Annotated in this window: 18 protein-coding genes; 8 read left to right on the top strand and 10 right to left on the bottom strand. The window is 39.7% G+C overall.

The window, feature by feature from the left end:
- Positions 1-110: 110 nt before the first annotated feature.
- Positions 111-1,385 (bottom strand): phosphoribosylamine--glycine ligase, encoded by a 1,275-nt coding sequence (purD, locus tag B2X72_RS06910; RefSeq protein WP_286848768.1) that lies wholly within the window; start codon positions 1,383-1,385, stop codon positions 111-113.
- 124 nt (positions 1,386-1,509) lie between these two features.
- Between purD and B2X72_RS06905 the strand changes: the two genes are divergently transcribed.
- The 7 genes from B2X72_RS06905 (at position 1,510) to idi (ending at position 10,004) form a co-directional block, all read left to right on the top strand.
- Positions 1,510-4,182: a carboxypeptidase-like regulatory domain-containing protein gene (locus B2X72_RS06905; protein WP_286848766.1), complete on the top strand. Its 2,673-nt coding sequence runs from the start codon at positions 1,510-1,512 to the stop codon at positions 4,180-4,182.
- Positions 4,183-4,218: 36 nt separating this feature from the next.
- A complete protein-coding gene (locus tag B2X72_RS06900) occupies positions 4,219-4,983 on the top strand; it encodes an enoyl-CoA hydratase/isomerase family protein (protein ID WP_115046066.1) in 765 nt (254 codons plus the stop codon).
- Between the two features lie 17 nt (positions 4,984-5,000).
- A complete protein-coding gene (locus tag B2X72_RS06895; RefSeq protein WP_286848764.1) occupies positions 5,001-5,684 on the top strand; it encodes a hypothetical protein in 684 nt (227 codons plus the stop codon).
- Between the two features lie 32 nt (positions 5,685-5,716).
- Positions 5,717-7,453, top strand: a complete 1,737-nt coding sequence (locus B2X72_RS06890) for a phospho-sugar mutase (RefSeq protein ID WP_115046070.1) — start codon at positions 5,717-5,719, stop codon at positions 7,451-7,453.
- Positions 7,453-7,995, top strand: coding sequence for an NUDIX hydrolase (locus tag B2X72_RS06885; protein ID WP_286848762.1), 543 nt, complete (start codon positions 7,453-7,455; stop codon positions 7,993-7,995). The genes B2X72_RS06890 and B2X72_RS06885 overlap by 1 nt, the downstream gene beginning before the upstream one ends.
- Positions 7,996-8,074: 79 nt before the next feature.
- Complete coding sequence (locus B2X72_RS06880) at positions 8,075-9,388, top strand: nicotinamide mononucleotide adenylyltransferase (protein WP_075990474.1); 1,314 nt, start codon at positions 8,075-8,077, stop codon at positions 9,386-9,388.
- A gap of 76 nt (positions 9,389-9,464) precedes the next feature.
- Positions 9,465-10,004: an isopentenyl-diphosphate Delta-isomerase gene (gene idi / locus B2X72_RS06875; RefSeq protein WP_286848761.1), complete on the top strand. Its 540-nt coding sequence runs from the start codon at positions 9,465-9,467 to the stop codon at positions 10,002-10,004.
- A 77-nt stretch (positions 10,005-10,081) separates the two neighbouring features.
- On the opposite strand, the gene B2X72_RS06870 is transcribed toward idi, so the two are convergent.
- The 3 genes from B2X72_RS06870 to gcvP all read right to left on the bottom strand — a co-directional run bounded on the left by B2X72_RS06870 (position 10,082) and on the right by gcvP (position 14,858).
- Entirely contained in the window at positions 10,082-10,909 is an 828-nt protein-coding gene (locus B2X72_RS06870) for an N-acetylmuramoyl-L-alanine amidase (protein WP_088159776.1), read from the bottom strand.
- Positions 10,910-11,116: 207 nt separating this feature from the next.
- A complete protein-coding gene (locus tag B2X72_RS06865; RefSeq protein WP_075990471.1) occupies positions 11,117-11,773 on the bottom strand; it encodes a hypothetical protein in 657 nt (218 codons plus the stop codon).
- A 211-nt stretch (positions 11,774-11,984) separates the two neighbouring features.
- On the bottom strand, positions 11,985-14,858 hold the full coding sequence (gene gcvP, locus B2X72_RS06860; RefSeq protein WP_088159775.1) for an aminomethyl-transferring glycine dehydrogenase: 2,874 nt from the start codon (positions 14,856-14,858) through the stop codon (positions 11,985-11,987).
- Positions 14,859-15,433: 575 nt separating this feature from the next.
- On the opposite strand from gcvP, the gene ctlX reads away from it, so the two are divergent.
- The gene (gene ctlX / locus B2X72_RS06855; RefSeq protein ID WP_120335663.1) at positions 15,434-16,384 is read left to right on the top strand and encodes a citrulline utilization hydrolase CtlX; all 951 of its coding nucleotides are present in this window, start codon (positions 15,434-15,436) and stop codon (positions 16,382-16,384) included.
- 158 nt (positions 16,385-16,542) lie between these two features.
- Here the strand turns inward: ctlX and B2X72_RS06850 are convergent, their stop codons facing one another.
- The 6 genes from B2X72_RS06850 to rpmG form a co-directional block, all read right to left on the bottom strand.
- Entirely contained in the window at positions 16,543-19,728 is a 3,186-nt protein-coding gene (locus B2X72_RS06850) for a TonB-dependent receptor (protein ID WP_286848757.1), read from the bottom strand.
- A gap of 297 nt (positions 19,729-20,025) precedes the next feature.
- The gene (gene bshC, locus B2X72_RS06845; protein WP_286848754.1) at positions 20,026-21,615 is read right to left on the bottom strand and encodes a bacillithiol biosynthesis cysteine-adding enzyme BshC; all 1,590 of its coding nucleotides are present in this window, start codon (positions 21,613-21,615) and stop codon (positions 20,026-20,028) included.
- Positions 21,616-21,978: 363 nt separating this feature from the next.
- Positions 21,979-23,316: a 30S ribosomal protein S12 methylthiotransferase RimO gene (gene rimO, locus B2X72_RS06840; protein ID WP_120335660.1), complete on the bottom strand. Its 1,338-nt coding sequence runs from the start codon at positions 23,314-23,316 to the stop codon at positions 21,979-21,981.
- Positions 23,317-23,334: 18 nt separating this feature from the next.
- Entirely contained in the window at positions 23,335-24,297 is a 963-nt protein-coding gene (ftsY, locus tag B2X72_RS06835; protein WP_046672598.1) for a signal recognition particle-docking protein FtsY, read from the bottom strand.
- 139 nt (positions 24,298-24,436) lie between these two features.
- Positions 24,437-24,598 carry a DUF4295 domain-containing protein gene (locus B2X72_RS06830; protein WP_070562566.1) on the bottom strand — a complete coding sequence of 54 codons (162 nt, stop codon included), beginning with the start codon at positions 24,596-24,598 and terminating at the stop codon, positions 24,437-24,439.
- 51 nt (positions 24,599-24,649) lie between these two features.
- On the bottom strand, positions 24,650-24,828 hold a 179-nt coding region (gene rpmG / locus B2X72_RS06825), incomplete at its 5' end, for a 50S ribosomal protein L33 (protein ID WP_286848770.1).

Below are 24,828 nucleotides of genomic sequence, written 5' to 3'. Positions count from 1 at the left end.
TAACCCCTAGACGAACGGGCCTTTTAATGCAACTCCAATAACATTGTTGTTTTTGGAGTTGCAAATATAGACCTTAAAATCAGTATTCCAAAAATAATTTTAAATATTTTTTAAATAAGGTCGAAACCGATATCTCTTCTGAAGTATTTACCTTCAAAATATATCCTTCCGGCATCTGCAGTTGCCTGCTGAAGGGCTTCGAACAGCGAATCTTGCAATGTGGTAACAGCAATTACACGTCCACCTGCAGTAACAATCTTACCATCTACTTCTTTCGTACCTGCTTGAAATACGATGGATTCTTTCACGTTTTCAATATTGGCGATCTCTTTTCCAGATTCATAATCTCCTGGATAACCTCCGGCAACCAACATGACAGTAACAGCAGTCTTAGAAGATACCGTATACGAACGTTGATCCAAATTGCCTTGTGCAACACCTTCCAGTAAATCCAATAGATCCGATTCAATACGTGGCAATACGGACTCAGTCTCTGGATCTCCCATACGAACATTATACTCGATGACATAAGGTTCTCCTTCTACATTCATCAGACCTATAAAAATAAATCCTTTATACGGAATACCATCTTTTTTAAGTCCTTCAACTGTTGGTCTGATAATACGCTCTTCTACTTTATTTAAAAATGTCTCATCTGCAAAAGGAACCGGAGATATCGATCCCATACCACCCGTGTTTAGGCCTGTATCCCCCTCTCCAATACGTTTGTAATCTTTTGCAGAAGGAAGCACTTTATATGAATTCCCATCTGTCAAAACAAAAACAGACAATTCAATTCCTTTTAAGAATTCTTCAACAACCACAACTCGGCTAGCTTCTCCAAACTTTGAATCTGCGATCATCGCCTTTAACTCTGCTTTAGCATCTTCCAGCGTCTCACAGATCAACACTCCTTTGCCTGCAGCTAAACCATCGGCCTTAAGCACAATCGGCAATTTTTGCGTTTCAAGGTAAGCCAATCCATCTTCCAACGATGTTGCATCAAACGATCTTGAAGCAGCCGTAGGTACGCCATGGCGATCCATAAATTGCTTTGAAAAATCTTTTGAGCCCTCCAATTGAGCCCCCTCCTGTTGCGGCCCTATTACCGGGATATCTTTTAAATCTTCCCGATTTAAAAAATAATCATGAATACCTTTTACCAAAGGCTCTTCGGGACCGACGAGCACCATTTGCACGTTATTCTCCAAAACGAAGGAAGCAATAGCAGCAAAGTCAGTAACTTTAATATTTACATTCTGACCATACGCACCTGTTCCAGCATTTCCTGGAGCAATAAACAATTGATCTAAACGTGGACTTTTCGACAACTTATAGGCGAAGGCAGATTCACGACCTCCTGAACCGATTATTAGGATATTCATAACACAAAGATATTTTTTTTATGCTAATTTTAAGGTATCAGATCGTTTAAAATGAGACTAATATTTTGATTTATAAATTGATTAAAGGAAAAATATTTTCTAATTTTCATAAAACATTAGTCATATGTACGCTAAATTACTGCTGTTAGTAAACTGCCTGTTATTCGCTTTGCTGGCGTCGGCCCAGATCGATCAGACCTTGCAGAAACTGGATACTTACCATGAACGGCACATCAAGGAAAAGATTTATCTCCATTTGGACAAAAATGATTATTCGGCTGGCGAAACTATGTGGTTTAAACTTTACTGTACCACCGCCCCTTTTAATTATTTGAGCAACATCAGTAAAATTGCTAATGTAGAATTGATTTCTCCCACCAATAAGATCATTAAGAGTATCAAAATTCCTATTACACTCGGTCTAAGTATAGGCGACTTCAATCTGCCGGACACTTTGGAAGAAGGCTCCTACCGCGTTAGATCATTTACCCGATGGATGCAAAATGACTCTGTAGCCAATTTCTATGAACGCGTCGTCCCCATTACAAATGGTCGATCTGATCATATCATAACGAAAAGTGAACTGGTCAAAAACGGAACAGAAAACATGTTCCAGATTAATCTGAAAACCATTCAGGGAGCCCCGCTGATTAATAACAACATCAGTTATACCCTACAACCGAACAACAATAAAGAGAAATCCGGCCGACTGAAATCAAACGATAATGGAACAATAGCGCTGGAATTGAAAGATGATTTTAAAGGCGGGACACTGTCTTTACAATTTCTTTCGCTGGATAAAAGACGTATTCTAAAAAGTTTTGTCATCCCGGATCCAAACAACCAAAATAGCATCCAAATTTTCCCCGAAAGTGGCGAACTAGTCAACAACATATTATCCAAAACTGGGTTCAAAATCCTTAGCCCTAATGGTTTAGGAAAAAAAGCAAAAATAAAAGTTGTGGAGGAAAATCAAACAACAGTTGCCGATTTTGAAACCAATGCACTGGGAATGGGAAGTATCCCGCTCGTCTTACAGACAGGAAAAAAATACGTCGCTACAGCCCTCTTCGAAGATGGATCGTCAACAAGTGCGTCATTACCGCCTGTACAGAATTCCGGATATGTTCTAACCGTAAATTCGGTACTAAAGGATAAGATTGCAGCGCAACTTTCCGCTACTGCAGACTTGGTCAATGGCAAAGATATTTATCTAATAGCCCAATACAATGGCCTTGTACTTCATGCCGCCAAGCAGAAACTAAACGGAGCGGAGATCCTATTCAATATTCCCAAAAAAAACCTGCCATCCGGAGTTTTACAGTTGTCTATCTTAACAGACCAAATGATTCCTATTGTGGAAAGACTCGTGTTTAACTACAATACGACATCGACTTTACTTCCTGTCTCCGTAGAACTCAACAAACCCAGCTTCTCAACACGCGATAAAGTGATCGCAAATCTTTCCGTTAACTATGAAGATAGTGACACCACGAGGTTTGCCGCGCTTTCTGCATCAGTGGTAAACCTCAGTAAGGTTGATTCTACGACAGACCGTTATTATTCATCTATTGTCTCGGAGCTCCTATTGAAATCTGATCTTCGTGGCTTTATTGAACGTCCCAATTATTACTTTGAGGATTTAACGAACATTAAACTGACAGAGCTGGACAATCTTATGTTGATCCAAGGTTGGCGCAAGTTGGACTGGAAGAATTATACAAGTACATCAACAACTTCGCTCCTTCCTGAAAAAGGACTTACCATCGCTGGGACCATCAAGAAAACGGCCCGAAAGGCTGTGGTTCCAAATGCTAAAGTAACCCTAATACCGACGAGCAATATGTTGCTGAGTGCAGATACGCTGACAGACAATAATGGCCGATTTTCATTTGACGAACTTTTATTTGCAGACAGCGTCAAGTTTATTGTGACAGGTGATGGCCCTAAAGAGAAAAAAAGAGTTGATATTGTTATCGACAACCCGCTTACCCCTCCTCTAAATCCGAGTAAAGATCAACCCTTGTTGGTCAACGACATCAATACCACGCTGCTTACACAACTGAAAAATAGCCAACAATTCCTTGGCGAATTGGAAGCGGCGGGCATAATCCAAAAGAGCATTCGGTTGGAAGAGGTACAGGTCAATAGAGTACGAACAAATAAAGCTGACAAGAACTCCAGAAACCTCAATGGGCCAGGAAATGCCGATCAAGTGATCTCTGCAGACGAATTATCTGGCTGTGCTACATTTGCTCAATGCCTCAATGGACGGCTAAATGGTGTTATTTTTCGAAATGGAATCCCTTACAGCACAAGATCGATGAATAGTCCGATGCAAGTTGTTCTCGATGGAATGTATATTGAACCCGAGCAAATAGATATGATCAATACTGCGGACATTGCGAGTGTTGAAGTCTTGCGTAGCATTGGAAACACGGCAATTTATGGCATGTATGGAGGCAGTGGTGTTATTGTGATTACCAGTAAATCCGGAGATGCAATTGCTTCATCTTATACACCCACAGGCATTGTAACCATCACGCCAAAAGGGTTATATGTACCCCGAACCTTTTTCAAACCCCAATATGATGCAACAATCCAACATAAGCTTACACGCGATCTCCGGACAACAATCGCATGGGAACCAAATCTGATTACACAGAAAGAAGGAAAAACACATTTCGATTTCTTTACTTCTGACGAACCTGGGACTTACAAACTAACCGTTGAGGGAATAAGCATGGATGGAAAAATTGCTCATCTGGAGTATTTAATAGAGGTAAAACCACAATAGCAGCGCAAACAAATCGTTATATTTAAAAACAAGGTTATGCAACATATTAAAACCAAAATAGAAGATCATATTTTAAGTATTTTCCTCGACAGGGGGAAGTCAAATGCCATCGACACTCAGCTATTGAAGGAACTGATAGACACCTTGGAATCTTCCCAGCAAAATGAAGCCATTTATGGTGCACTATTGATTGGCAAGGAAAACTTCTTTAGCGCAGGACTCGATCTAATTACCTTATTCCAATACGATGAAGAACAGATTCAGGAATTCTGGAATTTATTCTTGGAGGCGACATCGCTACTGGCCGCTTTTCCAAAGCCGCTCGTGGCTGCAATATCTGGTCATAGCCCAGCTGGGGGCTGCGTACTGGCACTCTGCTGCGATTATCGCATTATGGCCGAAGGGAATTTTGTGATTGGCCTTAATGAAATTCCAGTCGGACTCATCGTCCCTGAAAGTATATTTCAGCTTTATGCATTTTGGATCGGAAAACGGAATGCGTATCAGAATTTGCTCGAAGGTAAATTGCTCTCTCCTGTAGATGCAAAAACACAGGGGCTTATCGATGACATTGTTCCCGCTAATATACTCTTCAATACCGCAACAAAAAAGATAAAACAGATCACGCAGTTCAACCAAAAGACCTGGCAGACATCCAAATTGAACTTCCGAAAGGAAATAATCCTTAAATTGCGCGAGAATAGAGAAGAGACAATCCAGCGCATCCTCGAACAATGGTGGCTTCCGTCAACGCGCTCTATTCTAAAGTCAATCATTGAAAACTTGACTTCGAAGAAGTAATATTAAACAAAATCATCATGAGAAATCTCTTTTTCTTTATTCTTATTTGTCTCACTGCAAGCACAATCTCCTGCAGAAATAGTAAAAAAGAAGATAAGGCTATAAAAATCGTACAGGATTCAATTCCTGTGGATACCCTACAAAAACCTGACACGACTGAAAAGGAAGTAAAGAAAGAGAACTCCGAAACGCTGGAGGAAGTACTGGAGAAACTTGCCAAGGCATATTCTGAGCAGGACAGTAAAACAATAAATTCCTATATACATCCCAAATTGGGAATTTATATTATTTATCGTCCAGGCGCACTAGACTCTTATGTACACCAAAACAGTTTTAATTTTTCTAAGCCTGTACCAGAGTACCATTCTTATGAAAAGTTAACATACAAGGGTTCATTGAAGTCCGGAAAACTACCTATTTTTGATTGTGGTACGATGAAGTGGGATAAAGCCGGATTCTATTACGATAGAAAATCCCGCCCCAATGAATTATCTCAAACGGCAAAGTTCATGAATGAAATTCTTGACGCCAAAATTAGTAATACTGAATTACAGCGACTAAGAAATATAGAATTCAAAAGTTATAGAGCCATTATGACCTCCAATGAACATGAAGAACCCTTTGTTTTTCATGTGACAAAAGAGGGAGAAAAATGGTATATTACAGTCATAGACCGCGCTTATGCCGGATGTGACGCATAATATGTTGTACATTTTAACCAAACTTAACGATAATGAAAAATTTAGATAAAGACATACAAAGGAAAATCGAAGATTGGTTAACCCCAAGTTATGATGAAGGAACTCGAAAAGCAGTTCAGGATTTAATCGACAATAATGAAGAGACAGAACTTACGGATTCTTTTTACAAGGATCTTGAGTTTGGAACCGGTGGCTTAAGGGGCATTATGGGTGTGGGCTCCAATCGTATGAATAAGTATACGATCGGCAAAGCCACGCAAGGATTAGCCAACTATTTAAAGAAACAATTCCCAGATCAGGAGATTAAAGTAGCGGTATCTTATGATAGCCGCAACAATTCGCAGGCATTTGGCCAGCTGGTTGCCAACGTTTTTGCCGCCAACGGCATCAAGGTACATCTGTTCACCGAATTGCGCCCGACCCCAATGTTGTCGTTTGCCATTCGTCATTTCGGCTGTCAGAGCGGTGTTATGCTAACGGCTTCACACAACCCAAAGGAGTACAATGGTTATAAGGCTTACTGGAACGATGGCTGCCAGCTGACTGCACCTCATGATAAAAATGTAATCGACGAAGTAAACGCAATCAGTTCAGTGAGCGCTATTGAATTTGACGGGAATACGCAAAACATCATTCCTGTTGGGGAAGAAATCGATCAGCGCTATATCAATGCCAATAAAACATTAAGTATTCATCCGGAAGCGGTACTGGCTCAAAAAAACTTGAAAATTGTTTTTTCGCCGATACATGGTACCGGAATTACCATTGTTCCTAAAATGCTAGAAGCCTGGGGATTTGAAAATGTTTCAGTCGTTGCTGAACAGGCCACGCCCGATGGCAACTTTCCAACGGTAATCTATCCAAACCCCGAAGAGGAAGATGCAATGGCCTTAGCAAAGAAAAAAGGGGAAGAAATTGATGCTGACCTTGTATTGGCAACAGATCCCGATGCTGATCGTGTAGGGATTGCCGTAAAAAATAATAAGGGACAATTTCAACTGCTCAATGGTAATCAGATCGGCAGTTTATTGATATACTATGTCCTCAGTGCAAAAAGTGAACTAAAACAACTCGGATCGAATCCATATATTGTAAAAACTATCGTAACCAGTAATTTACAAGCCGATATCGCAGATCACTATGGTGTAGCGCATTATGAAACACTTACAGGCTTCAAATATATTGGTGAATTGATTACCAATCTAGGTGATTCAGCACAATATCTTGTGGGCGGGGAGGAAAGTTATGGTTTCTTGGTCGGCGATCTTGTGCGTGACAAGGACGCTCCAAACGCTTGTGCTTTCCTAGCCGAAATGACCGCCTATTTCAAAACAAAAGGAAAAACAGTTTACGAAGTTTTATTAGATATCTACAAAGAATTTGGCTGTTATCAAGAAAAGCTAATTTCCTTAACAAAAAAAGGAAAGGCTGGTGCCGAAGAAATTCAGGCCATGATGAATGGCTTACGTCATAATCTACCAACCGCACTCGGTGGAATAAAAGTCAAAGAAATCAGGGACTATCAGCTTTCCCAAATCACAGATATGAGTACAGGGGAGCGAAGAGCGATAGCATTGCCTAAATCTGATGTATTGCAATTTATAACAGTAGATGGCGATGTGATTTCTGCCAGACCATCGGGAACTGAACCGAAGATTAAATTTTACTGTTCTGTAAAAGAAAGCTTAAGGGATACCGCTGATTATTTCGATGTGCAAACTATTTTGGAAGAGAAGGTTGACCGCATGATGAAAGATATTATAAGCTAATGGAAAAGTGGAAACTATTATCCTCTGAATATATCTGTAAAGAGCCTTGGGCTACACTGCGCAGAGATACCTGTGAACTTCCGGATGGACGGATCAATGAACATTATTACGTACTGGAGTATCCAGATTGGGTAAATATGATCGGAATTACTGAGCAGAACGAACTTCTGGTCATTAAGCAATACCGCCATGGAGCAGGCATTATTGCATTGGAGATTCCCGCAGGGACAACAGAAGCAGGAGAAGATCCTAAAAATGCTGCTGTGCGTGAAATGCTTGAAGAAACAGGCTATCAATTTGATCAGATTGAAGAAATCGCCACGCTTTATGCCAACCCGGCGACAAGTGGCAATATTACCTATACCTATCTGATGACGGGGGGTAAAAAAGTTCAGGAACAGGCATTAGATGAACATGAAGAAATCGATGTTTATCGTATACCGCTTGAAGAAGCAAAAAGCATGTTGCTGGACAACAAATTCAGTCAGGCACTACATGCTAGTGCGCTATTTTATGCTTTCAACAAATTAGGCTTGTTATAAAACAAGCCTAATTTTATTCTGTTTTTTTCATTCATACTTTTAATTTTCACTAGCTTGCTGATTTTTGTACCTTTGCATCATGGCAAGAGAAATTTTTGAAACCAAGCGAAAGGCCCTGAAAATAAATCTAAACCCAGAGATTTATGGAACCTTTGCAGAGATCGGTGCTGGACAGGAAGTCGCACGTAACTTTTTCAACGCAGGAGCAGCATCAGGCACAATTGCTAAAACAATGTCAGCTTACGACATGGCTTTCAGTGATGCAATTTATGGTGAAGAGGCTGATGGTCGATATGTCAGCAGAACACGTTTAAAGAAAATGCTCTCCCATGAATTCAATCTTCTTACCCAAAGACTTCATGGCGATAAATACTGCAACAAAAAATTCTTTGCTTTTGCAGACACGGTAACAACCCTCAATTTCACCAAGACAAATGAACCTCACGGCTGGATCGGACTTCGCTTCCAACATGAAGTTGGAGGCCCTACAAATGATATCATCGTCCATGTAAGACTGCTAGACAGCGACAACCAATTGCAACAAAAGGTTTTAGGTATAATTGGTGTTAACCTATTATTTGCGGCTTATTATTATACAGACAATGTGCAGACCATGATCGAATCATTGGTCGATAACCTTTCTGTTGGTTCCGTTGAGATTGACCTGGTTAAATTAAACGGACCTCTATTTGAAAACGTCAACCAACGTCTAATCAACTTATACCTGATTGCAAAAGGATTTGCTAAAGCCGCTATATTCCAGCCCGATGGCAAAGCGGTACAAATCAAAGATTATCTGTACAAAAAGAACATTATTCTACTTCGCACCAAATACCGTCAAAAATCCCTTCCAAACTTTGACCTCTTCAATCTTGCCGTTGAACAGTTCAAAAAAAATACAGGTGCAACTGACGCAGACACCATTGTATTAATTGAAGTCCTGATGGGAAATGTGTTGGAAGATACGCATGAAATTACAGATGAAGACCTGCAAGAATTTGCTTCTAGGGCTGACGAACTATGTGCGACAGGCAATAATATTATCGTTAGCAACTTTAGAAGAAATAATCATTTAGCCGAGTTTATAAGCAACTTTAAGCCTAAGAACATTGGAATTGCAACCAACGTTTACAATTTAAAGAACATTTTCAATTCAGATAATTATAATAAAGAGTTATACACCAATGAACTTCTTTCCTATATCTCGGGGATGTTCAATAAAAATGTGAAACTCTACGCATATCCTTATCTCTTGAAAAAAGAAAATAAGATTATTACAACGCACAATATGCCGGTTTCTGAAGAAGCCAAACCTTTATTTGAATTCTTAATTAAAAACGGCTACATCATTGATATTGAAAATTACGACGAAAAATTTGTAAAAACCGTATAAGCAGATTATCTCCAAAATTATAATTTATTATATAGCCCTATTTTCTTAAATTGGGCTATATTTATTTTTGTGCCTTATGAAGCAAGAAAATGTAATACTGGTTGACAGCAATGACAGGATGATTGGTAGCATGGAGAAATATGAAGCCCATGAAAAGGGGCTATTACACCGTGCTTTTAGTGTATTTTTGTTCAATGAGCAAGACGAATTGCTCCTGCAACAAAGAGCATTAAGTAAATACCACTGTGGCGGACTTTGGACCAATAGCTGTTGCTCGCATCAGCGTCTGGAAGAAAGTAACATCGATGCCGCCAAAAGGCGCTTAATGGAAGAATTAGGAATTACTGCAACAGCCCTTCAAGATGTCTTCTCGTTCGTTTATAAAGCTCAATTTGACAACGGACTTACGGAGCATGAATTCGATTATGTCTTATTCGGAAAATTTAATGGAACTACAGAAATTAACGAAGAAGAAGTTGCCGCAACAAAATACATGAACCAACAGGAAATTCAAAATGAAATACAACACTCACCCGAGCAGTTTACTCCCTGGTTCAAACTAATCTATCAACGTGCTTTTGATACTTACTTTCGTATATATAAAAACAAATTATAACAATCTTATACCCTGCAAAAAAAAGATCCTGCCTTTTAAGAACCAGGATCTTTTTTTGCCTTTAGTTTAGCGAATCGCTATAAGAATTTTTTATAGATGGAATACAGAATTTTAAGATCATTCTCACTCATGAACGCTGTATTTACGTCCTGCTGAATGTAGTGAATCTTAAATGCTTTTATTGCCGCATCGAGATTACTTACATCGTAACCGATAATACGTAAGGCCATTTTTGGGTTAAAGTCTGCTGGAGGCACCTCTAAATAGTCCTCATACCAAAAGCCGAATCCTTGATCAGCCAGTTTTTTCCAAGGAAAACGTGACGGATCATTTTTTCGGGTTGGTGCCAAATCCATATGTCCAATAAAATTTGCCTGCGGGATTCTATAGGTCGTTTTTAAATAAGTCAACAACTGCGTCAAGGCGTTTATCTGGGCATCAGTCCAAGGATCAGTAGTCCCATTATTATCGAGCTCGATGCCAATGGAAGAAGAATTGAGGTCCGTATCATTACCCCATTTCCCCAAGCCCGCATGATGCGCACGATACAGGTCATTGACCATCTGTACTACTTTTCCATCCCGACCAACCACATAATGGGAGCTTACACCTGCTTTCGCGGAATGAAATGTACGGATGGTCTGTCCCAAAGAATCCTGTGCAGTATGATGAATGACAACAAAATTTGGTTTACGGATGCCAAAATTAATCGAGGCGATCCATTGTTGTTCTTTGACATTCACCTTCTCCAATTGACCGGTGACAGGCGATTGTTTATAGAGTTTTGAAAATTCTTTTGCTTGCTTTTTATATACCTTTTCAGTCTTCGCGTATTTACCTCCCGCACAGGAAGCCAATAATGCTGTTGCGACACAAAGATTGATGGAAAATTTTAGTATCTTCATATTGAAATGTTTCAGCACAAACTAAGGTAAATTTGCCAACAAAAACAAATTTATTAGCTTCGTCCTATAGTTCGACATAATTTCCAAATATCCTTTTCTTATACATTGCGAAACAACGCTGCCTGCTTAAAAAAAAGCCCAAACCAATGTTTGAGCCTTTCCCATATCAACTATGCATTTCCTGCTTAACTGAAATTATATTTTCTATTATTTCAGTGCGCTGAGGTTCAATTTTGCCAAAAATCCTTTCAGCTCGTCGAGGCTATACCCATTCCCCCGAAGGGTAATCAGATAGCGGTCTTTCTCGAGATAACTTATTTCGGAGCTTTTTGCCGTTGAGCCTTCCACTCCTTTGCTATCTGTTGTTTTTGCTCGTTTACCTTCAAATTCGCCAGTTTTTTCTATTTCAGTATCTGTAATTTTCTCTGAATCTACCATGAAGCCCATTTGCGCCAAGCCCACGATTGCCGAAGCTGTCTCGCCCGCACCATCAATGATATTGACTTTAATTTCCTTCTGGTTATCGACAGTATACGTAGCCTCTCCAGATACAACTTCTGCCCCATACATTGATCCGCCAGAATAGGACGTTCTTTTTAAACCATCTAAGCTTTCCGGTAAAAAAGCTTTCAACTCTTCCGAACTTAAGGGTTTCTCGGATTTAAGTTTGGCTTGAAGGTCTTCCAATTTTTTTGCTCCATCACTCAGATTACCCAAGTTGGATACTCCCTTAACTACATCCGAAATCCCAGCCTCTTTCTCCTTAGCATCTTCACCACCTTCACTGGATTTGCTGTTGCCGCAGCTCGCGACCAAAAGGCCCAGTCCTAAGAGAACAGGCATTACTTTCCATTGTCTTTTCATGATTATCAGTTTTAATTAAAACGCTAAAAAGAACAAAATAATATAATTAATCTAAATTTTAAAATCTGTTCGCATACGATCTTTAGACCTTAAAGCGCGACCTAAATTTCTACCTGTTACTTGTTTTTTCTAAATACTGCCGAATGCGACTGCGCTGCACAAAAAAAGGCCTCTATGCGAGTATAGAGGCCTTCCGTTATAACTACCGAGATTATGCTTCGGCGTATTCTTCAATTGAAGGACACGAACAAATCAATGTACGGTCACCTTGAGAGTCGTTCACACGACCTACTGAAGGCCAAAATTTACGTTCTCTTACATACTCCAATGGGTATGCGGCAGTTTGACGACTGTAAGGTCTGTCCCACTCATCTGCAGTTACAACCGAAGCTGTATGTGGTGCATGTTTCAGTACATTGTTAGCTTGGTCTACGTCTCCTGCTTCAACCGCAGCGATCTCTTCACGGATAGCAACTAATGCATCACAGAAACGATCCAATTCAGCCTTAGACTCCGATTCAGTAGGCTCAACCATCAATGTTCCTGCAACAGGGAAAGAAACTGTCGGTGCGTGGAAACCATAATCCATTAAACGTTTTGCAATATCTGCAACCTCGATACCAAAGTTTTTGAATCCACGGCAATCTAAGATCATTTCGTGTGCACAACGTCCGTTAGTACCTGAATAAAGTACTGGATACGCATTTTCTAAACGTGCCTTAATATAGTTTGCATTTAATATTGCGGTTCTTGTCGCATTTGTCAAGCCTTCACCACCCATCATTGAAATATAAGCATGAGAAATAAGCAAGATTGATGCTGAACCAAATGGAGCTGCAGAAACAGCAGAGATACCCTCTTCACCAGAAGTCGAAACCACTTCGTGGTTAGGTAAGAAAGGAACTAAGTGTTTTGCAACACCGATAGGTCCCATACCTGGACCTCCACCACCGTGAGGAATACAGAATGTTTTATGGAGGTTCAAGTGACAAACATCGGCACCAATATGCCCTGGGCTTGTCAATCCAACCTGTGCATTCATGTTCGCACCGTCCATATAAACCTGACCGCCATTTGCATGAACAATTTCACAGACTTCAATGATCGACTCTTCAAATACACCGTGTGTAGAAGGGTAAGTCACCATCAGTGAGTTCAAGTTTGCAGCATGTTCAGTCGCTTTTGCTCTTAAATCTGGAATATCGATATTTCCTAATTCATCACATTTCACAACGACCACTTTTAAGCCTGCCATAGAAGCAGAAGCCGGGTTGGTTCCGTGTGCAGAAGCAGGGATCAAACAGATATTACGTCCATGATCACCACGGCTCTCATGGTAAGCACGGATAACCATCAGACCAGCATACTCACCTTGTGCTCCTGAATTTGGTTGGAAACTCATCTTCGCAAAACCAGTAATTTCAGACAACCAATCGTTCAATTCACCAATCATTTGCATATATCCAGAAGTTTGATCTGCAGGAGCAAATGGATGCAAACCGCCAAATCTCGCCCAAGTAACTGGCACCATTTCAGCTGTAGCATTCAATTTCATCGTACATGAGCCCAATGGAATCATCGAGTGGCAAAGCGATAAATCTTTTGCTTCCAACGATTTGATATAGCGCAACATCTCATGTTCAGAATGATAGCTATTAAAATTTGGATGTGTTAAGTAGGCAGAAGTACGTACTAAATCGGCAGGAATTGAAGAACCTAAATTCTCTTCTAATGCATCGAAATCTACGTCATTCAATGTTTTACCTTGAATTTTAGCAAATACTTTGACGATCGTCTTAATATCTTCGTATGTGGTTGTTTCGTCGATAGCGATTGAAACTTCCGAACCATTATAATAGAAGTTTAATTCGTTATTTAATGCTTCAGATTTCAAAGCACCAGCATGTGCACCTAAGTCTACACGTAAAGTATCAAAATAAGCCGCATTCAATTGCGTATAACCCAACGACTGTAATGCTTGATCCAACAGATTGGCCAAAGCATTGATACGTGATGCTATATTTTTGATTCCTTCTGGGCCATGGTAAACGGCATAGAAAGAAGCCATAATCGCTAAAAGAGCTTGTGCAGTACAAATATTTGAAGAAGCTTTATCACGGCGGATGTGTTGTTCACGAGTCTGCAAAGCCATACGCAATGCATACTTTCCATTTGAATCGGAAGTAACACCAATAATACGACCAGGGATATTACGTTTGAAGCTGTCGCGTGTCGCAAAATATGCTGCATGAGGACCACCAAAGCCCATCGGTACACCAAAACGTTGCGAATTACCAACAACAACATCTGCACCCCATTCTCCCGGAGGCGTTAACAATGCTAAGCTCATCAAATCTGCCGCAGCACATACGGTAATATTCTTACTGTGAGCTGTAGCTGCAAATGATTTATAATCAACAATAGAACCATCCGCTGCAGGATATTGAACAAATGCAGCAAATACATCATCTGTTAATTCTGATTCAGCAATAGCCGCAATTTTAAGTTCAATACCAAAAGACAAGGCACGGGTCTTCAAAACATCAACCGTCTGCGCATAGGCATTGTCCGACACCAAGAATACATTAGCATCTTTATTTTTCCGAGCTGAATAAAGCATAAACATGGCTTCAGCTGCAGCCGTAGCTTCATCCAACAAAGAAGCATTTGCTATTTCTAAACCAGTAAAGTCACAAATTACAGTCTGGAAGTTCAATAAAGCTTGTAACCTGCCTTGTGCAATCTCCGCCTGATAAGGAGTATACTGCGTATACCATCCTGGGTTTTCAAATACATTTCGTTGAATTACGCCCGGAAGGATTACATCGTAGTAACCTTGACCAATAAAAGATTTAAAAACTTTATTTTTCTCAGCGATTTCCGCAATACGCTTTAAATAGGCTACCTCAGACAATGCTTTAGGAAGATTTAAAGGTTTTGGAGCACGAATTTGAGAAGGGACCGTTTGGTCAATAAGTTGGTCAATTGACGAAACGCCTAATTTAGCCAACATTTCATTCGCTTCAACTGGACTTGGGCCATTGTGGCGACTTTCGAATTTTTCTTGGAAGTGTATATTGCTCATGTGTGCAAAAAGTTAACGCTTATAGATAGTTAGCGACATAATAATTAGGCAATTAACTCTCTTATAAACAGTCGTTTTTTGGATGAGCAAAGATAGCAAAATAAATGACTGAAAACGAAGCAAAAAAGTGGATAAAAAGTCAGTTTTACTGAGCTACTGAAATGCAATCGATTGTCTTTGTCAATTAATTTTTGGAATAACCTCAAACATACAGATTGTTCATTATAAATATAACAAACAATACAACAATCGCTTGCTACAATTTTAAAAAAACACCGGGTTATCTGTTATTTCACCTACGTATTTCTTTTATTACTTCACTATTCTTTTTTGCAATGCCAATGAATTTTCAATAAATTAGTATATGTACCAATTGTAAAGTGACTTCGAAATAACGATATACACTTTTTTGCTAAGAACAACTGATATCAAGGGTATTTTGTTATCAGTAATCTTAACGAAGAAAACATTATCCAGCTAGGGAAGCATCTCTTTTGACAAATGTAAATTATCACAAAAAACGAATATCATTTCTTTTTAACGAATATAAAACAGCGAAGTAACGATTATAAACCATGAGAAAACAGGTAACAGACAGCGTTCTTTTAGTAAGACCCTCTGTCTTCCGTAAAAATGAACAGACTGCGGTCAACAACTTCTTCCAAAAGGATATCGAAAATCTCAGTATAGAAGAAGTCAACAAAGAAGCGCAAGGAGAGTTCGACGCGCTAGTAAATGAATTGAAGTCACATGGAATTTTGGTGACTGTCATTCAAGACGACGAGAAATCCGAAAGCCCCGACAGTATATTCCCCAATAATATTGTCTCCTTTCATCAGGATGGAAAAATAATTTTCTATCCTATGTTTGCCCCCAATCGTCGAAAAGAACATTTATTGGATTTCGAAGGTCCATTGAAGCAAAACGGTTATTATGTAAAACTAACTAAGGATCTCAGTGAAGCCGAAAACAATAAACAATATTTGGAGGGCACTGGCGCACTTGTCTTGGACCGCGCTCACCGTGTAGCCTACTGTGCCTTATCCGAAAGGGCAGACCGGGATATGCTCGATGAATACTGCAGGACTGAAAACTATACACCTGTTGTATTTCACGCCTTCCAAACTGTCCATGGAGAGCGGAGACCTATCTATCACACCAATGTGGTGCTAGCCGTAGGCGAAGACTTTGCCATCTTATGCCCACAGGCAATCGATAATCAGGCTGAGCTCCAAACGCTGCTGAAGAGTCTAAAAGATACAGGCAAAGAGATCATTGAAATCAATGAGAACCAACTCGAATCTTTTGCAGCAAACTGCCTCCAGGTGAGAAATAAATATGGTAATCGTTTTATTGTCCTGAGCAATCAGGCTTTATCCTCATTGACTTTATACCAAACAGCGCAATTGGAAAAGCATGGTAAAATCATCCATCAAGATCTACATGTTATCGAGACATGTGGTGGTGGAAGTGTACGCCACATGATGGCTGAAGTTTTTCTTCCGAAAGAAAACATGCTGAGCTAGTCCCAAGCATAATGATGTATCTAGGCTGCTCTTTTTAAAATAAGCCTATTTACCTAATCAGGCTTATTTAATAGACAAATAAAAATGCCCCTTAGAGCAATGGCTCTAAGGGGCATTATCTTTTCTAAAACAATCTAATTCCTATTTCTCCAGTCAATTTAGAACGAATACCTCAATCCCAATTGGAATTGGTACGGATTCCCTGAAGGCGATACAATACCAGAGTTGTTCAATCTATAATTGAACTGTTGCTTAACAGGGTCGAATGCCGGAATTTCGGGATTTCCATTTGCTGCCGCTGTTTTTGATACAGCATACAACGATTGATTACCTAAAGATTCATTGACACCCCAGGTTTTCTTAAAGAGATTCGCAACATTGAAGATGTCCGCTGAAAGCTCCAAAGCATGTGTTTTGTAAAGGTTGAATTTTTTAGCTATTCTTAAATCAATCAAACCGTAAAAGCTATTGATACCGCCATTTCTTTCGGCCATCTTACCTTGGTACTTTTTAATATAATCTTTCAGACTTTGACTGGCTTCACCATTCGCCAACAACGCATTCATGGCATCTGCCAAAGCCTTTGGCGTATTTGGACTATTGGGATCGAAAATAAAGGCCAAGTCATTCGAATTGGATACAAAATCGCCATTGATATTACCTCCAGCAAGCAAGCTGTAGCGTGTTCCTCCAATTCCCGAATAACGAACCCCTACACTGACACCATAAAATGTAGGTAGTGTACCATAAATAACAATTTTATTTCGGAATTGATTATTCGAATAACTCATCTTACTCAAATCTCTTGGATCATCCTTTACCGCCAGCGATAAGGTCGCTGTATTGGCAACATTCCCATTGTAGGACGTGTTATCTTTCGCATCGTTCCACGTGTAGCTTACAGAAATCGATCCATCTTTGTAGTACTGATAACTTGCATCCAATACAACTGCAAACTGATTTACTTTTCCCTCAGAGTTTAGTTCTAACACGCGCCCAAACTTATTGGAAATCCTTCCCTGTTTCCAATCTGGAACACCATTGACAATAGCCGTCGCCGGTACGAATACCCCACGATTATCTTCATTCGCCAATCTAAAGAACGGATCTTGAACCATATTACGATCAACATACATGTAGTTGTTGCGCCCTAGATTCATATATCCTGAAAGACTCGCTTTTAACTTTTCGGTAAAGAAATGCGTGTAAGATACATTGGCCTTGTACACCACTGGTATTTTCGCATCAGCTCCATAGGTGTTGATTGTTGGCACCTGAAATTGTGCCAGGGTTGGCGTTGTTGACGGATCTTGTCTGTCCCCCACAAAATTAGGTGTAGGCACATCGTTGCCACGAACATCTACTGTCGCAAAATGTTTCCCATCAAAAGTTAAATTATTGATGGTCATGTAATTATTAATATCAGATGCAAAGATACCTGCTCCTACACGGAAAAAATCTTTTCGTTCTTCATTCACATCCCAAGTCATCTGGAAACGAGGCTGTACAACAAAAGATTTCAACTTGTGATCTGTACGTACCCCCACTTCTTTCAGCAATTCTTCATTTAGAGGAGAGGTTGGATAATGACCATAATCCAATCGTAGTCCCGCAACCAGATCCAACCCTTTCGCCAATTTGGTCTGCAGCTGTCCATACGCACCAGCATTAAATATCTTCCCGATCACAGTTGGATCGGCCACCAAAGGGACCTCCCGGTAAAATGCATAAGGTTTTAGGTTTGCAAAATTTTGCAATGCCGTATTGGTCTCATCGTCCCTAAAATGAAAACGTCCGTTGACTTCACTTCCGTAAATCGAATTTGCATGCGTATACATCAAATCCACACCAAAAGTATAATTGATATTATCTGTACTATAATAAAGGTTATTGACCAACTGTACGACATTATTCTTAAAGGACTCTTGTGCAAACCGGTGACCGCCTAATTGAATATTGGTTGACAAATTACTTCCGTCAATGGTAGACACCACATTCTCTACAATAGCACGGGGAATATTTTGACTAGGCAACATATCTCCAGGACTACTTTTTTGAAAGGTATAAAGGTGCTGCAATTTCAGTTCATTGGTAAGCTTTGGGGAAATGGAAGTACGTAAAGTTGCTAAAAAGCTGTTATCAATATTCTTGTCATTTCCGTATGATTCATATAAATTGATGGCGGTATTATCCTCTAGACCAAGCTTATTGAGGTCACTTGTAAAGTTATTCCGTATTGTCAATAAGTTCTTTTCATTGATCTGCCAATCTATACGACCAAATATAGCATCCGAATTTCGTTTCTTATCGAAAGAACCATATTGCCTATCATTACTCAATCCATATTTTTCACGTCCTATACGGATATACTCATCCAGGGTCGATTGTGTAACATTGAAACGCTTTTCATCTGCTGGCGAATTGATATCTGCGATAATTAAGGGGCGGGCATCGCGTTGGTGATCCCAAGCTACAAAATAATGTAACTTGTCTTTAATGATGGGACCGCCTAATGTAAATCCATATTGATATGTAGAGAAATCGTTGCTTCGTTTGTTTCCTCTAATATCGTATGGGCTGGACAACCAATCGGCCCTTGAATAAAGCCATGCGCTTCCGTGCGTTTGATTTGTTCCTTGTTTGGTTACCGCACTGACTGTTCCTCCCCCTGCTCTTCCATAAGTCACATCATATTGGTTGGTGACCACTTTAAATTCACGAACGGCTTCTATCGAAATGGAAAACGGAGCACCACTACGACTGGTTGTTGAACCTGCAGAAGTCGGGTTTTTGGCATTCATACCATCAATCGTAAAATTAGTAGAGGAACCCAACTGACCACCGATATTATCTCCCTTACTCAAAGGAGACAGGTCCATCAGCGAAGTAAAATTCCGACCGTTGACAGGCAATTTCGCAATATCCTTGGCCGTAACCGCTGTAGCAGCACCTAGATTTTCTATTTTATTCTTTAGGGTACTTATTCCTGTTAATTCAACCGTTTCTAATACATTTGAGGTATTTTGGATAGGAATCTTCAGGCGGACCATATCGCCTTGATTTAAATTAAATCCCGAACGCACTTGTTCGCCATAGCCTATATAAGTTACTTTGATCGTGTATGGGCCGCCTAAAGGCAACTCCTTAAAGTTGAAATCGCCATTTGCATTGGTCGAAGTCTTCGTTGTGAAACCCGTTGATTCATTACGTACTTCAATTGAAGCTCCGTGAACTCCTTTATCATTTTCGTCCGTAATCTTGCCGGAAAACCCAGCTTGGGTCGTTTGGGCATACAAACCTGTTCCAAGCGCAATGGCACATGTTGTGAGTAAAAATTCTTTCATTTAGTTGTTGGTTGTGATAATGAAAGCAAAACTACACTGGAACTGTTAACAGGAGCTAAACGAAATATTATGAAATTATAAACAAAGCATTTTAAAATATATATTAATAAAAATGAAAGCGATTTTGAAAAAAACAGGGGAATATCGGAACATGCAACAAAAGCATTTTAAATAGGGATAGAAATAGACTGTATCTGCAAAAAGCCTGCATGATTCATAAAAACCAACAGAAATGATCCGAACCGACGGTCTTTCTTGCGAATAACATCACAAAAAAAGTCAGCCGAAGCTGACTTGCTAATACAAAATTGTAAACTTAAAATCCAATGGATTAAAGTATTTGTAAAGATCCCTAAATAGGTTATCTCCATATTTGACATAGAGTAACGCAAAATTTTCAGACCTTTCCTGTAGTCCTCCGCCAGGAAAGAGCTTTTCCTTCACATTATCAATATCGGTTAAAGCATGTTGATGATTTCGCTTTTCGGCTTTCATCAGCTTTTTCTCCAAATTATTGATCGCTTTTTTTAACCGCGCTTTTACCGCTTCCGTACTAGGGCCTAAACTTGGATCTATTTTGTGGGTTCGTAACTTTATCTTACCAAAAATAGCGTTCAGCTCCATCCATTCGTCATTAAGATTCAAACGTTCTTTGGTATGACGTCGAACATATTCTTTTTTCAGCACTTCTGCTGAACGAAAGATACTCTTAAAGGTTAGATCAACGCGAAATAATTTAGCCGCAACGTTGTCCTCTGTTATCATCGCTGAATTGCGCGGTATCAAAATTGGAAAATCTACCTGATATTGGTCAAAGTTAGACTTCAATTGCATCCAGTAGACCATTTCGGCGCCACCACCAATATAAGCAAGATTGGGAAGTATAATTTCCTGATACATCGGACGCATAACCACATTTGGACTGAAACGCTCTGGATAATGATCAATCTCCTGTTCAAGCTCAGCCTTCGTAAAATAAATATGCTGATGCAATACCTCGTATCGACCATCGGCAGCGAGCACCAAGCGCTCCCTAAAGTCATCCGTCAAATAAAAGAAATTAATCTCACGAGCATGCACTTGGGTAGAGAAACCATTTGATTCCAGCTCTTCCGATCGCGCTGTTATTGCCTTAAAGCTTTTTTCAGATAAGATATCCTCCTTAATAATTGGCTTGAACAGTTCCTTCAATTCCCGGTCATCCGCATCGACGATCAAAAGACCGTAAGACTTAAACAACGCATTGACCATATACCGTGTTGCATCTGCTAATCGATCATGGTTCAAATAGGCTTCTTCCACAATCCGTGTAAGTTTAGTCGAATTTTCGGAAAGCCCTAAAATATTTGTGTACTGCTTCACAGCATCAACGATTGTTGCTGTATCCATTCGCCCGGTGGCAGAAATTGCAGGCGTATCCCAACTAATTTTCTTTCCGAAGACTTTCGTATGGTTGATTTCTTCAAAATCATGATCTTCGGTCGCCATCCAATATACAGGAACAAAATTTTTATCGGGGTGTTTGCTCTTCAAATCTTCGGACAAACGTATTGCCGTCATGATTTTAAAAATAAAATACAAAGGTCCGGTAAAAATATTGAGCTGATGTCCCGTCGTGATGGTATAAGAATTCGGGTCGAGCAACAGTTCTATATTGGCAGCTACAGCAGGAGAATCCTTTAATAGCTTGCCATATTGCTTTTTAAGACGCTCAACAAGAATCTCCCGGTGTTCAAATTTCTTCTTTTCGTTCAATTGCTTTTCAAAACCAGCCCAGGTAGGCCAGTTTCCTACAAAAGATTTTAAGGCTTCATCATGCGCCAAATAAGCCAATAAAGTCTTAGAGAAGCTATTTGTTTCACTATATTCAATATAAGTTGCCTTCATCTGCAAATTTTATTAATTATTCTCTATTCTTAATTGATAACGAAAATCCCCCAAAGCAAGCTGACATGGCAGTGCATCTTTTTCGCTAAATAGAACCTATTTTCAATTTTAATCAGAAGGATGATTCACCATAAGACCACAGGCTTTCTTGAATCTGATTTTAAACGGCTATAGATTGTTTAAAATGGGGATTGTACGTTTACAAATGTATCTAGTTTGCGTCGACAAAATAGTGAATTTTCACAAAAAGCTTGTCCCGCTTTTAAATTATATCATTTTATTGACAATTGTCTATAAACAAACGGGCCTCCTTTGAATAAAGGGGGCCCGTTTGTTTATATTATCATCTATAAGCTTTAAAACTTATTTCCTTACAATCTCACCATATAGATCGAAATCTTCAGCTCGGTCGATTTTTACCTGAACAAAATCACCAATACGTGCATAAGAATCTGCAGCAGGAATCAAAACCTCATTGTCGACTTCTGGAGAATCGTATTCTGTGCGGCCAATAAAGTAATCGCCGTCTACCCGATCAACCAATACTTTATACGTATTGCCCACTTTGGACTGATTGATATCATACGAAATACCTTGCTGTACTTCCATGATAGCTTCCACGCGTTCTTCTTTTACTTCCTGTGGCACATTATCCTCTAACGAATGTGCGTGCGTCTTTTCTTCATGAGAATAGGTAAAACAGCCTAACCTGTCAAAACGGGTCTCTTCAACCCAATCCAACATCTCCTGGAAATCCTGTTCAGTTTCACCTGGATAACCACAAATTAATGTTGTACGCAACGCGATATCTGGAACTTTGTCACGTATTGCATTGACAAGATCGATCTGTTTCTGTTTCGTTGTACCTCTTCGCATAGACTTCAACATCGGATCAGATATATGTTGCAATGGCATATCCAAGTAATTACAGATATTTGAACGTTCATTCATGGCGTCCAAAATATCCATTGGGAAACCCGAAGGATAGGCATACTGCAGTCTGATCCATTCGATACCATCAACATCTGACAAATGGCGCATTAAATCAGAAAGATTGCGCTTTCCATAGATATCTAAGCCATAATAGGTCAGGTCTTGTGCAATCAGAATCAATTCTTTCGTGCCGTTCGACGCGAGAAATTTTGCTTCTTTCACAAGATCGTCAATGGATTTGGAAACGTGTTTACCACGCATCAAGGGAATTGCACAAAAAGAGCAGGGACGGTTACATCCTTCGGCAATCTTAAAGTAAGAAAAATGCGAAGGTGTTGTCAATAAGCGTTCGCCCAACAATTCATGCCGATAATCAGCACCAATGGATGACAATAGATCCGGCAAATCATTCGTACCGAAAAAGGCATCAACATTGGGGATTTCAGACTGTAGCTCTGGCTTATATCGTTCAGAAAGACAACCTGTAACGATCACTTTATTGATTTTACCCTGATCTTTTAGATCCGAATATTGTAAGATCGCATCAATAGATTCCTGCTTGGCATTATCAATAAACCCGCAGGTATTGATGACGACGATATCATTCGCCTGTATATTGGATGCTTCATGCACGACTTCCATCTGATTGCCCTTCAACTGGCCCATCAGGACTTCACTATCGTGAATATTTTTCGAACAGCCCAAGGTCACCACATTGACACGTGGTTTATTGATCAAAGGCGCTGGTTTCGCGTATTTTGTCTTCATATGATTAGAAGGTAGACTCTATTTGAAAAGGGAGTCTACAAATTCCTTTTTGTTAAACAACTGAAGATCACCTATTTTCTCTCCTACACCAATGTATTTCACCGGGATCTTAAATTGATCAGATATACCAATAACCACCCCACCCTTAGCCGTTCCATCGAGTTTAGTCAATGCTAAGGCATTCACATCGGTTGCCTGTGTAAACTGCGTACATTGCTCAATGGCATTTTGCCCTGTCGATGCATCCAAAACCAACAAGATTTCATGTGGTGCACCAGGAACAACCTTCTGCATCACATTTTTGATCTTCGTGAGCTCATTCATGAGGCCAACCTTATTGTGCAAACGGCCTGCGGTATCAATGATACACACATCTTCACCATTTGCCACTGCCGATTTCACGGTATCATAGGCCACTGAAGCAGGATCCGAGCCCATTGCCTGAGCGACAACACGCACGCCAACACGCTCACCCCATAATTTAAGTTGATCAACAGCAGCTGCCCGAAAGGTATCTGCTGCTCCCAATACAACTTTGCTTCCAGCTTGTTTCAACTGATGAGCCAGCTTGCCAATGGTCGTTGTTTTGCCAACCCCATTAACACCTACAACCATAATAACGTATGGTTTATGATCGCCATAATTGAAATTCTCGAAATCAGCACTATTGTTCTCTGCCAGTAGCGTTTGAATTTCCTCTTTCAGGAGATTGTTCAGTTCAGAAGTAGAAACGTACTTATCGCGGGCAACACGGGCTTGTATGCGATCAATGATTTTTAAGGTAGTTGTAACCCCAACATCAGAAGTAACCAAAACTTCTTCCAGATTATCCAGCACATCGTCATCTACTGTTGACTTACCAACGACAGCTTTTGTAATCTTGGAAAGAAAGCCTTCTTTTGTTTTTTCCAAACCTTTATCTAAGGCCTGTTCTTCTTCTTGTGTTTGTGGTTTTTTCTTAAAAAAATCAAATAATCCCATGGAGTGTAGTAGTGAAAATTGATGTTCAAATATAAACAAATGTCCTCAACAAAAAAAGCCCTTTCGGTAGGATACCAAAACGGCTATTTTTATCGAATTCTTTTTAAAGAAAAACTTTAAAAAAGGAAAATGCTACTAGTTATTTTTGAGCTGCTGCAACTACGTCTTTCACTTTATCGTTGTGAACCATACCTTCTTTGAAAGTATACGCGCCAGTTTTTGCAGATTTAGTAGTAATAATAACCTTTGTAAATTCTTTACCGCCACCTTTTTGTAACGATGCAACTGCTTTCTTTGCCATGGTATATTAATATTTTACTTAGCTTCTCTTTCAAGGGCCAAGATGTGTGACTTACTTAATTTCTTTATGAACAGTAACTTTTCTCAATACTGGGTTGAATTTTTTCAATTCCAAACGCTCAGTTGTGTTCTTTTTGTTTTTAGTAGTGATGTAACGAGACATTCCCGGAAGACCACTTTCTTTGTGTTCAGTACATTCTAAGATAACTTGTACTCTATTTCCTTTTTTAG

Origin of the sequence: Sphingobacterium sp. UBA7253, from assembly GCF_002472745.1 — a bacterium.
Lineage (GTDB): Bacteria > Bacteroidota > Bacteroidia > Sphingobacteriales > Sphingobacteriaceae > Sphingobacterium > Sphingobacterium siyangense.
This window is presented reverse-complemented; position numbering and strand designations above follow the sequence as displayed.

Excerpts from the sequence above, each read along its gene's own strand:
- rimO (WP_120335660.1), bottom strand. The coding sequence starts at position 23,316 with ATGAAGACAAAATACGCGAAACCAGCGCCTTTGATCAATAAACCACGT.
- B2X72_RS06895 (WP_286848764.1), top strand. The coding sequence starts at position 5,001 with ATGAGAAATCTCTTTTTCTTTATTCTTATTTGTCTCACTGCAAGCACA.
- B2X72_RS06885 (WP_286848762.1), top strand. The coding sequence starts at position 7,453 with ATGGAAAAGTGGAAACTATTATCCTCTGAATATATCTGTAAAGAGCCT.
- B2X72_RS06865 (WP_075990471.1), bottom strand. The coding sequence starts at position 11,773 with ATGAAAAGACAATGGAAAGTAATGCCTGTTCTCTTAGGACTGGGCCTT.
- B2X72_RS06905 (WP_286848766.1), top strand. The coding sequence starts at position 1,510 with ATGTACGCTAAATTACTGCTGTTAGTAAACTGCCTGTTATTCGCTTTG.
- B2X72_RS06830 (WP_070562566.1), bottom strand. The coding sequence starts at position 24,598 with ATGGCAAAGAAAGCAGTTGCATCGTTACAAAAAGGTGGCGGTAAAGAA.
- B2X72_RS06900 (WP_115046066.1), top strand. The coding sequence starts at position 4,219 with ATGCAACATATTAAAACCAAAATAGAAGATCATATTTTAAGTATTTTC.
- purD (WP_286848768.1), bottom strand. The coding sequence starts at position 1,385 with ATGAATATCCTAATAATCGGTTCAGGAGGTCGTGAATCTGCCTTCGCC.
- B2X72_RS06850 (WP_286848757.1), bottom strand. The coding sequence starts at position 19,728 with ATGAAAGAATTTTTACTCACAACATGTGCCATTGCGCTTGGAACAGGT.
- bshC (WP_286848754.1), bottom strand. The coding sequence starts at position 21,615 with ATGAAGGCAACTTATATTGAATATAGTGAAACAAATAGCTTCTCTAAG.
- idi (WP_286848761.1), top strand. The coding sequence starts at position 9,465 with ATGAAGCAAGAAAATGTAATACTGGTTGACAGCAATGACAGGATGATT.
- gcvP (WP_088159775.1), bottom strand. The coding sequence starts at position 14,858 with ATGAGCAATATACACTTCCAAGAAAAATTCGAAAGTCGCCACAATGGC.
- B2X72_RS06880 (WP_075990474.1), top strand. The coding sequence starts at position 8,075 with ATGGCAAGAGAAATTTTTGAAACCAAGCGAAAGGCCCTGAAAATAAAT.
- ctlX (WP_120335663.1), top strand. The coding sequence starts at position 15,434 with ATGAGAAAACAGGTAACAGACAGCGTTCTTTTAGTAAGACCCTCTGTC.
- B2X72_RS06890 (WP_115046070.1), top strand. The coding sequence starts at position 5,717 with ATGAAAAATTTAGATAAAGACATACAAAGGAAAATCGAAGATTGGTTA.
- ftsY (WP_046672598.1), bottom strand. The coding sequence starts at position 24,297 with ATGGGATTATTTGATTTTTTTAAGAAAAAACCACAAACACAAGAAGAA.
- B2X72_RS06870 (WP_088159776.1), bottom strand. The coding sequence starts at position 10,909 with ATGAAGATACTAAAATTTTCCATCAATCTTTGTGTCGCAACAGCATTA.